The organism is Streptococcus sp. 2022WUSS083, from assembly GCF_044427155.1.
GTDB lineage: Bacteria > Bacillota > Bacilli > Lactobacillales > Streptococcaceae > Streptococcus > Streptococcus hashimotonensis.
Genome location: NZ_JAOTGK010000001.1, coordinates 375,338 through 388,102 on the forward strand (window position 1 = coordinate 375,338; position 12,765 = coordinate 388,102).

The 12,765-nt window shown below is 42.4% G+C and carries 13 protein-coding genes; 8 read left to right on the top strand and 5 right to left on the bottom strand.

All coding sequences use genetic code 11. The features are described 5' to 3' along the window. Positions 1-123 precede the first annotated feature (123 nt). From ODU41_RS01720 to trpB, 4 genes are all read left to right on the top strand, one after another. On the top strand, positions 124-765 hold the full coding sequence (locus ODU41_RS01720) for a YutD-like domain-containing protein (protein WP_074391747.1): 642 nt from the start codon (positions 124-126) through the stop codon (positions 763-765). 8 nt (positions 766-773) lie between these two features. Then, a complete protein-coding gene (rlmN, locus tag ODU41_RS01725; protein ID WP_074391748.1) occupies positions 774-1,886 on the top strand; it encodes a 23S rRNA (adenine(2503)-C(2))-methyltransferase RlmN in 1,113 nt (370 codons plus the stop codon). Then, positions 1,883-2,410, top strand: coding sequence for a VanZ family protein (locus ODU41_RS01730; protein WP_024406669.1), 528 nt, complete (start codon positions 1,883-1,885; stop codon positions 2,408-2,410). The genes rlmN and ODU41_RS01730 overlap by 4 nt, the downstream gene beginning before the upstream one ends. A gap of 832 nt (positions 2,411-3,242) precedes the next feature. Continuing rightward, on the top strand, positions 3,243-4,418 hold the full coding sequence (gene trpB / locus ODU41_RS01735; protein ID WP_398578578.1) for a tryptophan synthase subunit beta: 1,176 nt from the start codon (positions 3,243-3,245) through the stop codon (positions 4,416-4,418). 41 nt (positions 4,419-4,459) lie between these two features. On the opposite strand, the gene nadE is transcribed toward trpB, so the two are convergent. The 4 genes from nadE to ODU41_RS01755 form a co-directional block, all read right to left on the bottom strand. Further along, entirely contained in the window at positions 4,460-5,284 is an 825-nt protein-coding gene (gene nadE / locus ODU41_RS01740; RefSeq protein ID WP_024382384.1) for an ammonia-dependent NAD(+) synthetase, read from the bottom strand. A 12-nt stretch (positions 5,285-5,296) separates the two neighbouring features. Beyond that, positions 5,297-6,757 (bottom strand): nicotinate phosphoribosyltransferase, encoded by a 1,461-nt coding sequence (locus tag ODU41_RS01745; protein ID WP_014638479.1) that lies wholly within the window; start codon positions 6,755-6,757, stop codon positions 5,297-5,299. A gap of 107 nt (positions 6,758-6,864) precedes the next feature. After that, positions 6,865-7,509 carry an A24 family peptidase gene (locus ODU41_RS01750; RefSeq protein WP_024414003.1) on the bottom strand — a complete coding sequence of 215 codons (645 nt, stop codon included), beginning with the start codon at positions 7,507-7,509 and terminating at the stop codon, positions 6,865-6,867. A gap of 51 nt (positions 7,510-7,560) precedes the next feature. Next, positions 7,561-8,379, bottom strand: coding sequence for a cation diffusion facilitator family transporter (locus ODU41_RS01755; protein WP_240207594.1), 819 nt, complete (start codon positions 8,377-8,379; stop codon positions 7,561-7,563). A gap of 121 nt (positions 8,380-8,500) precedes the next feature. Here ODU41_RS01755 and ODU41_RS01760 point away from each other — a divergent pair, with 121 nt between their 5' ends. Together ODU41_RS01760 and ODU41_RS01765 are read left to right on the top strand one after the other, a co-directional pair. After that, positions 8,501-9,019 carry a TetR/AcrR family transcriptional regulator gene (locus ODU41_RS01760; protein ID WP_024414005.1) on the top strand — a complete coding sequence of 173 codons (519 nt, stop codon included), beginning with the start codon at positions 8,501-8,503 and terminating at the stop codon, positions 9,017-9,019. Between the two features lie 9 nt (positions 9,020-9,028). Beyond that, positions 9,029-9,583, top strand: a complete 555-nt coding sequence (locus ODU41_RS01765; protein ID WP_398578579.1) for a tRNA (mnm(5)s(2)U34)-methyltransferase — start codon at positions 9,029-9,031, stop codon at positions 9,581-9,583. 15 nt (positions 9,584-9,598) lie between these two features. Here ODU41_RS01765 and ODU41_RS01770 read toward each other — a convergent pair whose 3' ends face one another. Beyond that, positions 9,599-10,378, bottom strand: a complete 780-nt coding sequence (locus tag ODU41_RS01770) for an ABC transporter ATP-binding protein (protein WP_044753691.1) — start codon at positions 10,376-10,378, stop codon at positions 9,599-9,601. A gap of 132 nt (positions 10,379-10,510) precedes the next feature. On the opposite strand from ODU41_RS01770, the gene ODU41_RS01775 reads away from it, so the two are divergent. Next, the gene (locus tag ODU41_RS01775; protein ID WP_044753689.1) at positions 10,511-11,848 is read left to right on the top strand and encodes a hemolysin family protein; all 1,338 of its coding nucleotides are present in this window, start codon (positions 10,511-10,513) and stop codon (positions 11,846-11,848) included. A gap of 116 nt (positions 11,849-11,964) precedes the next feature. Next, the gene (gene pflA, locus ODU41_RS01780) at positions 11,965-12,756 is read left to right on the top strand and encodes a pyruvate formate-lyase-activating protein (RefSeq protein WP_024401711.1); all 792 of its coding nucleotides are present in this window, start codon (positions 11,965-11,967) and stop codon (positions 12,754-12,756) included. Positions 12,757-12,765 lie beyond the last annotated feature (9 nt).

Consider the following 12,765-nt stretch of genomic DNA (forward strand, 5'->3'; position numbering starts at 1 on the left):
GAAGAATTTCCAGATAAATCGTGTTATAATGATAAGGTTAAGTGTGAGAATTTAGATTCTGACCAGATAGATTATTAATCAAATAATTTTTACGTATGAAGATTTTATAAGATAGGAGGACAAATGAAAAAAGAAATTTCACCTGAAATGTATAACTATAATAAATACCCTGGTCCGAGTTTTGCTCGTGTCGGAGATAAGGTTGTATCTGAAAATATTGAATTGGACCTTTTGGAAGATTACAAGAATGCTTTTGACCAGACGATTTTTGGTCAACGTTTTTCACAACTCATGCTCAAGTTTGATTATATCGTGGGAGATTGGGGCAATGAGCAGCTGAGATTAAGGGGATTCTATACAGACGATAAAAATGTTAAATCAGACTTAAAAATCAGCCGCTTGGACGACTATTTGACGGAGTATTGTAATTTTGGTTGTGCTTATTTCGTCCTAGCCAATCCGAATCCACAAGACTTGCCTGCTGAGGAGGAGGATAAACCTCGTCGGAAGCGGAGTCGTTCTCGCAATCGTAACAGAAATCAACAGCGGACGGAGCCTATTGCGCCAAAAGAAAACAAAAATAATCGCAATGACCGTCAGAAAAAAGGGAAGCAGCAGAACAAACAGTCGGAACAACGTCATTTTACTATGAAGAATGCTGGTGTTAAGGCGAGTCAAACGGAGCGTTCTCAAAAACGTGAGCGTAAGCAGAGCAAGCGTGAGATGAATGAAGTGAAGCGTAACTTTGTTATCCGCCAGAAATAGGGAGAAATATGAAACCATCAATTTATGCATTTAGTCAAGCCAATCTGGTTGATTGGATTTTAGAAAACGGAGAGAAGAAGTTCCGTGCCACTCAAATTTGGGAATGGCTTTACCGTTCTCGTGTTCAATCCTTTGCGGAAATGACCAACTTGCCAAAATCTTTGATTGAAAAGTTGGAAGAGAATTTTGTAGTTAACCCGCTCAAACAACGGATTGTACAGGAGTCTAAGGACGGTACTATCAAATACCTCTTTGAACTGCCAGATGGCATGTTGATTGAGACAGTTCTCATGCACCAGCATTATGGTCTTTCTGTCTGTGTAACGACACAAGTTGGCTGTAATATCGGTTGTACCTTCTGTGCATCTGGATTGATTCCGAAGCAACGGGACTTGACCAGCGGTGAGATTGTAGCTCAGATTATGTTGGTGCAAAAATACCTAGATGAGCGCAACCAGAATGAGCGTGTTAGCCATATCGTTGTCATGGGGATTGGTGAGCCGCTTGATAACTATGACAATGTTATGACCTTCTTGCGTGTGGTCAATGACGATAAGGGCTTGGCAATTGGTGCTCGTCATATCACAGTGTCAACATCTGGTTTGGCACCGAAAATCCGTGATTTTGCCCGCGAGGGAGTTCAGGTTAACTTGGCAGTATCTCTTCACGCGCCAAATAACGACCTTCGTTCCAGCATCATGCGCATCAACCGTCGCTATCCAATCGAAGTCTTGTTTGAAGCGATTGAGGACTATATCAAGGTGACCAACCGCCGTGTGACTTTTGAGTATATCATGCTCAATGAGGTCAATGATGGAGTGGAACAGGCGCAGGAATTGGCTGATTTGACCAAGAACATCCGAAAATTGTCTTATATCAACTTGATTCCCTACAACCCTGTAAGTGAGCATGACCAGTACAGCCGTTCAACTAGAGAACGGACCTTGGCTTTCTTTGATGTCTTGAAGAAAAACGGGGTCAACTGCGTTGTTCGCCAGGAACATGGTACAGATATCGATGCGGCTTGTGGTCAATTGCGTTCCAATACCCTCAAAAAGGACCGTGAAAAAGCACGTGCTCGTATTGCAGCCGCAAAAGCAAAGGCAGGTATTCGAGCATGAGAAAATTCTTCCAAGCAGATGGAAACTTGACCAAGCTAGGAAGACAGATTTGTAAGACCTTAGCTGGAGCCTATGCTCTGGCTATTGTTTTACTTTGTTTTCTACCTCAGACTTGGTACCCACAGTATAAGGATTTCTCGACCCCAGGAATTATTCAAATCGGCCGTCTCTATCTTTTACCAACGCCTTTCAACAGCATCGTCAACGGGGACAAGGTAGATAGTTTGGCGGACCTAGGATGGATTTTCTTGCAAAACATCACTAATATTTTTCTACTTTTCCCTCTGGTTTTTCTTCTTTTGTTTCTTAGGGAAGAATGGCGGAGCCTTCGAGCGGTGATTCGTTATAGTTTTTGTATCAGCCTTTTTATTGAATGCACACAATTACTACTGGATTTGCTGATTGATGCCCAACGCGTCTTTGAAATCGATGATTTATGGACCAATACAATGGGGGGAATACTAGCCTATTTTACCTATTCATTGATAAAGAGAGGGATAATCCTTTCCAAAAAGGAGTCTTAGAACCTATCGTCACAGGTTCAGAATGTCCATCTAAGGCTATTGTTTAAGCTACACATCGTTAATTTTTTGAAATACAGTCAGTATTCCCTTAAAAATGACCTTGACTAGTTAAAACTATCTTTGATATAAGCGCTTCGCTTGTGAGTACAGTTTTTTTAGAAAGTCACTTAAGCAGAGTGGCTTTTTGTTAGTTTTTAATGGATTCAGACAATGGAAACTGAATGGAAACTGAATTTTCGAATTGTTTAGAAAATTTCTAAAAATTACTTGACCATTTCGATTTTGTAACGTATAATTACAAGTAATCAGAAAAAGTAATAAACACTTTGTCTTTAGAGAGTCTATGGTTGGTGTGAATAGATGATAGAGGTTTATGAAATGGGCTGATGCCAAACAAGCATTCGTATCCATTTTATGGATTGTCTGGTTTAGTAAAGCGAGTTTGGTTCGATGAATTCGAAACAATGAGAATTCGGTCCGCACCCCTTATCGTGCGCCTCCTTGTTAGAGGAGAAAAAGTTATGGACTTTTCTAGTCGAGTCCATAAGTGAGGTGGCACCGTGTCCATTGACGCCCTCGCAGGATGTTTTTTCCTGCGTGGGCTTTTTCATTGTCTTTGTAGATTGCTTTTATATTTTATCACGATCAGCTTGTCTAACTTGACTTATGTCTGGTCTTGGACTCTTATCAAAAAAGCAATCTATTTCGATGATGATAGATATTACGAGGTAAGCAATATGAAACGATGGCGTAGCAATTAAGGATAAGTAAAGAAGGATTAAACTCTTGACCTTATTGGTCTCTTGTAGCGAATGTTGAAAGAGGGAATTATATGACAGAAAAAGGTTATTTTGGACAGTTTGGTGGTAGTTTTGTACCAGAGCAAATTCAGGTTTTGTTGGATCAGTTGGAGGAAACGTTTGAACAGTACCGCAATGATCCAGAATTTTTGGCGGAATACCAAGCTTATCTGAAAGATTATGCTGGTCGTGAAACGCCATTGTATTTTGCGGAATCATTGAGCAAGGAGCTTGGTGGAGCGAAAATCTATCTCAAACGGGAAGATTTGAATCACTTAGGCTCTCATAAGTTAAACAATGTGCTGGGGCAAATTTTGTTGGCAAAAAGAATGGGGAAAACTCGAGTGATTGCAGAAACTGGTGCTGGTCAACATGGGGTTGCGACGGCTGCTGTTGCGGCACGATTTGGTTTGGGCTGTGATGTTTATATGGGGGCAGAAGATGTCAAACGCCAACGCCTTAATGTTTTTCGAATGGAGATGATGGGGGCGCGTGTTCATGCTGTAACGGATGGAACTCAAACCTTGAAAGAGGCAGTTGATGCGGCATTCGGTGCATGGATGGCAGATTTAGATGCCTTCTATGTTTTGGGATCAGCAGTCGGTCCTCATCCTTATCCGACGATTGTCCATGAGTTTCAAAAGATTATTAGTCTAGAATCTCGCCGTCAGATTTTAGAAAAAGAAGGTCGTTTGCCAGACTACGTTATTGCCTGTGTGGGTGGTGGTTCCAATGCCATCGGTGCATTTTCTCAATATTTACCAGATGAGCCAGTCAAGCTTATCGGTGTAGAAGCTGCTGGTAAAGGTGTTGATACAGAGCTACATGCAGCGACTATGACTAAGGGAACAGTTGGTGTGGTTGATGGGATGAAGACAATCTCCCTCTTTGATGAAAATGGTGGAGTAGCACCTGTTTATTCCATTTCAGCAGGCTTGGACTATCCAGGCGTTGGCCCAGAACATGCCCACTATAAGGAAACTGGTCGTGTTAATTATGTCGCAGCAACAGATGATGAGGCTGTTAATGCCCTTCTGACCTTAAGTCGTACAGAAGGAATTCTTCCAGCCATTGAATCTTCTCATGCGATTGCAGAAGCTATTCGATTAGCACCACAACTAGATAAAGATAAAATCATTATCATTAATGTCTCCGGTCGAGGAGACAAGGATGTCGCGGCTATTGCGGATTATTTGGAGAGTAGATAAAAGAAATCCCCTGACGGTTGCTTATCATCAGGGGTTATTTGTTATTTCCAAAAATCATCAAAAATTGTGATTGGCAGGTGGCGTTTATGGGCTGTTTTGTTCCACCATCCTTCGATAATGGTTTGGGCTTGAGGGTCGATGGTTTTACCTTCGAGATAGTCGTCGATTTGGTTATAGGTAACACCAAGAGCGACTTCATCAGCCAGACCTGGCTTGTCTTCTTCCAAGTCCGCAGTAGGAACTTTGAGGTAGAGTTTTTCATCTGCCCCCAGTTCAGCTAGAAGCTGTTTTCCTTGGCGTTTGTTGAGGCGGAAGAGGGGCAGGATATCTGCACCTCCATCACCGTGCTTGGTAAAGAAACCAGTGATATTTTCAGCGGCATGATCGGTTCCGATAACCGCCCCCTTGCGTTCACCAGCGATAGCGTATTGGGCAATCATGCGCATGCGGGCTTTAGCATTTCCCTTATTAAAATCAGACATAGCAAGCCCATTGGCATTGACTGCAGCCACCATGGCATCTGTTGATTCCTTGATGTTGATGGTTAAGCTGACATCTGGTTGAATAAAGGCTAGGGCTGCTTGGGCGTCAGACTCGTCAGCTTGCACGCCGTAAGGTAGGCGGATAGCGATAAATTGATAAGAATCGTCACCTGTTTCCGCCCGCATTTCTTCCATAGTCAGCTGGGCCAAACGACCAGCCAAGGTCGAATCTTGTCCACCAGAAATCCCCAAGACATAGGTTTTCAAAAATGGGTGTTTTTTCAGGTAATCTTTGAGAAAGTCGATGGAGCGACGGATTTCTTCTTTGGGGTCAATGCTTGGCTTGACACCTAATTCTTTGATGATTGTTTCCTGTAGGGTCATAACATACCTTTCTTAGATGGATTTGGTCTGAGTTTGTTTGCGAATACGATTGATGAGGTTCATTTTATTATCCCAAACATCTTGTGCCAAGTCGACTGGATAGAGCTGTGGGTTGAGCACGCGTTTGTATTCATCCCAGAGTTTATCAAATTCTTGATTGGCATAGGTTTGAATTTCCGCTAGGCTTGGAAGTTCATAGACCTGTTTTCCTTTTTCGAAAATAGGAACTAGGAGAGGACGTGCATCAAAGTTCTCGATGGTTTTATTGATGTAGGTGTAAGTTGGATGGAACATATAGATATTATCCATCTGTGTGACGTCAGTGTCCGCAAAGGTGATGTAGTCCCCTTCTGATTTTCCTTTTTCTTTGGAGGTGATGCGCCAAACCTGTTTCTTACCAGGAGTGGAGACTTTTTCCGCATTAGAAGACAGCTTGATGGTGTCACGCATATTTCCATCTTCATCTTCGATGGATACAATCTTGTAGACAGCGCCCAAGGCAGGCTGGTCGTAGGCGGTGATGAGTTTGGTACCAACTCCCCAGACATCAATTTTTGCCTTTTGCATTTTGAGGTTGAGGATGGTATTTTCATCGAGGTCATTAGATGCGTAAATCTTCGCATCTGTAAAACCTGCATCATCTAATTGCTGACGAACTTTCTTGGAAATATAGGCCATATCGCCTGAATCAATCCGAACCCCTTTGAAGTTAATCTTATCTCCCATTTCTTTGGCAACCTTGATGGCTGCTGGAACACCAATACGAAGCGTATCATAGGTATCAACGAGGAAGACACAGTCATGATGGGTTTCAGCGTAGGCTTTGAAAGCCTTGTAATCATCTCCGTATGTTTGAACCAAGGCGTGGGCGTGGGTACCAGCGACAGGGATGCCGAATATTTTGCCAGCTCGAACATTGGAAGTCGCAGATGCTCCACCAATAAAGGCTGCCCGTGTACCCCAGATAGCAGCATCCATTTCTTGGGCACGGCGAGTACCAAATTCCATCAAGGGCTCATCTTCAATGACAGCCTTGATACGGCGAGCTTTTGTGGCAATTAGGGTTTGGTAGTTGACAATGTTTAAGAGGGCAGTTTCGATTAGTTGGCATTGTGCCAATGGTCCTTCGATTTGAAGAATGGGTTCGTTAGCGTAGACTAGGTCGCCCTCCTTAGCCGAACGGACAGTGAGAGTCATTTCCAATTGGGACAAGTAATCAAGGAAATCCTGCGGATAACCTAGTTCTGTCAGATAGTCAATGTCTGTCTGGCTAAAGCTGAGATTGTTGAGGTAGTTTACAACGCGTTCCAAACCGGCAAATACAGCGTAGCCATTTTTAAAAGGTTGTGAACGGAAATAGACTTCGAATACAGCGTGTTTATTGTGGATGTTTTGGTCAAAATAGACCTGCATCATGTTGATTTGATAAAGGTCGGTATGCAGGGTTAAACTGTCATCCTTAAATAGTGTCATAACGTTTCTCCTTTTGCCTTCCTATCAAGAAGGCGCTCCAATTATTTTGATGGAGTTGAACTCTAATATGCCTTCTATTATAACAAAAAAATCGAGAAAAACTCGATTTAGATGCACAGAATGATAGGAATACTTGAAAGAAAAAGGAGTGGTACGTAGGGAATAGACTTGGGTTTGAAAATGGCGAAGACAAGAAGCCCTAGGAGGGAACTAATCTGGATAATCCAGAGGAGTTCTGTAAATCCACATATTAAGGCCAAACTTGCCAGATAGAGAAAGTCACCAGAACCAATATTGATTTGCCATTTTTCAGTCAGATAGGCCAAGAGCAAAAAGCCACAGAAAAGCCAGTTGAGCTGGGAGAGTACCAGAGCTATAAAAGTAAAAACAAGCCAGACAGCAAAAGGATATTCCTGATGTTTGATGTCGTAAATGGTCAAAACTAGTCCTGCCAAGATGAGAATGGTTTCGGTCAGGTTTAGGATTTGAAAATGGCAGAGCAGGACAACTAGACCAGCTAAGAATTCTAGTCCCAGATACCAATAAGGTATCTTCGCCTTGCAGTAACGGCATTTGGATTTTGTCGAAAGCTGGGATAGGACTGGAATTAAGTCCCAGGCCTTGAGCCGTCGCTTGCAGGCATTGCAGTGACTAGAGGGGGCGATAATGGGCTGTTCAGGGAAACGGTCGATGACCAATCCCAGGAAGGAGCCGATAGAAGCTCCAAGGAAAAATAAGATAATTGTCTTCATACCTATTTATTCGTATTTGGGCAGGGAAAATGTGCGGTTTTTTAAAATTTTTTACAAAATTTCGATGGTGCTTTGGATAATATCGAAGGTGATAAGAGAATTCCGTATTTTTGCTTTGGTCTTGTCTGCTACAGCAGGATTTGTCAGTTTGACCGTCACAGTCGCACAATGTTCATATCCATCCATGGTCCAGACATTCAGTTGAGTGATTTCGTGGACATTTTCAAGAGCCAGGAGGACTCCTTTCACTTCTTCAAGGTTTACTCCTTGCGGACTTGTTTCAAGTAGAATCTTGACATTGTTCCAGGCTTTTGGCAGGGCTTTGGAGAGGATGAAGATAGCAATACAGAGCGAGAGAAGTGGGTCTAGAAAGTACCAATCAGTAAATTGAAGAATGATGGAAACAAGGATGACCGCCAGCCATCCCAAAATATCCTCTAAAAAGTGCAAGCTGAGAATGGATTCATTATGGCTATGGCCATTTTTTACAATACGGGAAGCAAGGAAATTGATGATGACAGCTATAATCCCAAGTGCCAGCATCCCAGCTTGATTGACATGCTGGGGATGGAAAAGATTGGGAATGTTTTCCACAAGGATTAAGCTGGAGCCGATAATCAGAATGCTAGAAGTCAAGAGAGCGGCCAAAATATTCCATCTCTTGTAGCCAAAGGGATAAACCCTATCAGCAGGCTTGTTGGCATAGGTTTGCATGATGGCAGAGCTTCCGATGGCGAGGGCGTCACCCAAATCATGAACAGCATCTGCTAAGATGGCGCTGGAACCAAAGAGCCAGCCAAAGATAAACTCGATGATAGAAAAGCTGATATTGAGGAGAAAAGCAATAAATGTATTTTTAGAAGATGACATGAGATTCCCTTTCTGTGTTATACTGTTTATAGGTTTATTATGCACTGTAATGAGCCGAAAAACTAGAAACAATAGAAACGGTTTGTCTTTTTCTGAACAAATTGTTTGAAATGTACGAAAAATGGATAGACGAATTGCAAAAACAAAAAGAGCTATTTTTCAGGCTTTTTTGACCTTATTAAATGATAAAGGCTATGACCATATGCGCGTGCAGGATGTCATTGACCTGGCAGATGTGGGGCGTTCCACTTTCTATGCTCACTATGCCAGTAAGGAAGCACTGTTAGAAGAACTTTGTCACGACCTCTTTCATCACTTGTTTACAGGTCGTGAAGATGCGGATGTGAAGACCTTGTTGGTTCATATTTTCAAACACTTTCGGACCAATCAAGATCGTGTTGCCAGCCTTTTGTTGTCCCGCAATGCTTATTTTCTTAGAGAACTGGAAGCGGAGTTGAAACACGACATTTTTCCAAAAGTGACCGAAGATTACATGCAGGACAAGGGGAATCTTCCAGAGGATTTGCTGGTGCATTTTGTTGTGACGACTTTTGTGGAGACAGTCAGCTGGTGGCTCCAGCAACGCAAAAAGGTGGATGAAGCCACCTTGACCGATTATTTTATAAGATTATTAACCTGAGGAGAAAGAATGCTTAGACCTTTACACATGGCCCATGCCTTTTTAGATGAGATTTTAACTGACCAGGACCTAGCGGTCGATGCGACTATGGGAAATGGCCATGACACGCTATTTTTAGCCCAGAGAGCAGGAAAAGTTGTGGCCTTTGATATTCAGGAACAAGCCCTGACCACAACGGCTGAAAAACTAGAAAAAGCTGGCTTGACCAATGCCCAATTGGTTTTGACAGGACACGAAAACCTAGACCAGTATGTGGATGAATGCAAGGCAGCGATTTTCAATCTGGGTTATCTACCTTCGGCGGACAAGTCAGTCATTACCCTGCCTGCAACCACCCTTCAAGCTATTGAAAAAGTTCTTGACCGACTGGTGGTGGGTGGTCGTCTAGCCATCATGATTTACTATGGTCACGAGGGCGGAGCTCATGAGAAGGATGCAGTCTTAGACTTTATCAGCCAGTTAGACCAGACCGTGTTTACAGCCATGCTCTACAAACCGCTCAACCAAGTCAATACCCCACCATTCTTGGTGATGGTGGAACGATTAAAATCCAGCTCAAACTAGGGCTGGATTTGTTTTTTATAATATCGGCTTAATGAACAATCTTCCCTCACCCAAGTCAATCAATTCCACCTGATTGCCATAAAAATCGCTGAGGAGTTCAGGTGTCAGGATGTCTTCTTTGGGTCCCTGTGCCAAGACCATGCCATCTTTGAGCAGGAGGACATGGGTGAAATTATCAGTGATTTCCTCGGCATGATGGGTGACGTAGATAATGGCAGGAGCCGTTGGGAGTTGGCAGATATGGTCGATGTGGTGGAGCAGGCGTTCGCGAGCCAAAAGGTCTAAGCCCACAGTAGCCTCGTCCAAAATCAAAATAGCCGGCTCTTCCATCAAACTGCGGGCGATTAGCAGGAGTTGGCGTTCACCTTGTGACAAACTAGCATAGGTCCGACCAATCAAGTGCTCAGCCTTAATGGTTTTGAGCATGTCTATGGCTTCATCCAATTCAGCTTGACCGTATTCACGGTAGAGGATGGAGGATTTGTATTTTCCAGTCAGAACAATCTGCTCAGCTATCAAATCGATGGGAAAGCGTTCGGCAAGGAAAGAGCCGACGACCCCAATCTTAGTGCGTAGGCTGGGAATATCCCCCTTACCAAACTCCACTCCAAGAACAGTCAGGTCACCAGATGTCTTCCAAAACTCAGCCATTAGAATGCGAAGGAGGGTTGACTTTCCAGCCCCATTTAGCCCTAAAATAGCCCAACGCTCGCCTTTTCTAAATTCCCAGTTGATGTCTTCTAAAATAGTTTTACCTTGTCGTTTATAGTGGACATTCTTCATCGAAATAATCATAGTTGTTCTCCTATTCCTTTTGATTATTGTAACATAAACAGACATGAGGGACTATTTATAACAAGAAATATGTTAATTTTTAGAATTTGTGGTATAATGGAAATGTTATAAATTTTATTATAGGAGAACATCATGGAAGACCCTGGTAGTCAGACCATCTATTTACAACTGTTAATTTTATTCTTATTGACCTTGTTCAATGCCTTCTTTTCAGCCTCTGAGATGGCGCTTGTTTCTCTAAATCGTTCAAGAGTAGAACAAAAGGCCGGAGACGGTGAGAAGAAATATATTCGCTTGCTTCAAGTTTTAGAGAATCCTAACAATTTTCTATCAACCATTCAGGTCGGTATTACTTTCATCTCCATCCTTTCAGGTGCCAGCTTGGCTAATGATTTGGGAGCTGTATTTGCCAAATGGATGGGGAATTCAACAACAGCGCAAACTGCAGGATACTGGCTTGCACTGGCTATGTTGACTTTCGTTTCAATCGTTCTTGGTGAATTGTACCCTAAGCGGATTGCCATGAATATGAAGGAAAATCTGGCAGTAGTCACTGCACCTGTGATTATTTTCCTTGGAAAAATTGTGAGTCCGTTCGTGTGGTTATTATCAGCTGCAACGAATCTTATCAGCCGTATTACTCCTATGAATTTTGATGATGCGGATGAGCAGATGACACGGGATGAAATTGAATATATTTTGACAAAGAGTGAGAAAACCTTAGATGCCGAAGAAATCGAAATGCTTCAAGGTGTGTTCTCTTTAGATGAGCTGATGGCACGTGAAGTAATGGTTCCTCGTACGGATGCTTTCATGGTGGATATTGAGGATGATACAGCAACCATTATGGCAGCTATCCTCAAGCAGAATTTTTCACGTATCCCTGTTTATGATGGCGATAAGGACAATATCATTGGTCTGATTCATACCAAGAAAATCTTGTCAGAAGCTTTCAGTAATGGCTTTGACAATCTCAACATCCGCCGCATTATGCAGGAGCCTCTCTTCGTTCCAGAAACGATTTTCGTGGATGATTTGTTGACATCATTGAGAAATACCCAAAATCAAATGGCCATCTTGTTAGATGAGTATGGTGGAGTTGCAGGTCTCGTTACCTTGGAAGATTTGCTGGAAGAAATTGTCGGGGAAATCGATGATGAGACCGATAAGACTGAAATTTTTGTCCGAGAAATTGCTGACAACACCTATATCGTCCAAGGAAATATGACCTTAAATGACTTCAATGAGCATTTTGAGATGGAGTTGGAAAGTGATAACGTTGACACGATTGCTGGTTATTATCTGACAGGGGTCGGTACCATTCCGAGCCAAGACGAAAAGGTTTCCTTTGAAGTGGATAGTAAAGATCACCATCTAGTTCTTATTAACGATAAGGTAAAAAATGGTCGCGTAACAAAATTAAAACTCTTGATTACACCACTGGAGAAAGAAGAAGCTGATAAGGACTAGGGCAACCTAGTCTTTTAGCTTTCTTTTTACGGAAGATGATAGTTATGAAAGAAAGTAAATGATAGAAGCGTTTTCATTTTTGTGATATACTAGTCTTATAAAATGATGAGGATGAGATGATGACAGAAATTGATTATCGTAAAGTGACAGGTTTGGTTCATTCAACAGAGAGTTTTGGTTCGGTTGATGGCCCAGGGGTACGTTTTGTAGTCTTTATGCAGGGCTGTCACATGCGTTGCCAGTATTGCCATAACCCAGATACTTGGGATCTGGTCAATCCAGCAGCGACTGAGAGAACGGCAGAAGATGTCTTGAATGAAGCCCTGCGTTTTCGTATGTTTTGGGGAAAAGAAGGGGGTATTACCGTTTCAGGTGGTGAAGCAACCATCCAGATTGATTTTTTAATTGCTCTGTTTACCCTTGCAAAAGAAAAAGGGATTCACACTACTTTGGATACCTGTGCGTTGACTTTCCGTAAGACAGAACGCTACTTGGAAAAATATAGTCAGCTTATGGAAGTAACAGACTTGGTGCTCCTTGATATTAAGGAAATGAATCCTGAGCAACATCGCATTGTGACAGGTCATAGTAACAAGACTATTTTAGAATGTGCTCAATATCTATCAGACATTGGTAAGCCTGTTTGGATTCGTCATGTCCTGGTACCGAATTTGACTGACCGAGATGAGGACTTGATTGAACTTGGTAAGTTTGTTAAAACATTAAAAAATGTCGAACGTTTTGAGGTGTTACCTTATCACAATCTTGGTGAATTTAAGTGGCGTGAGTTGGGCAGACCCTATCCACTAGAGGGGACTAAGCCCCCAACGAAGGCTCGAGTGGAAAATGCAAAGGCATTGATGGAGACAGAAACCTATCAGGAGTACTTGAATAGAATTAAGGGATAATAGTGAAGA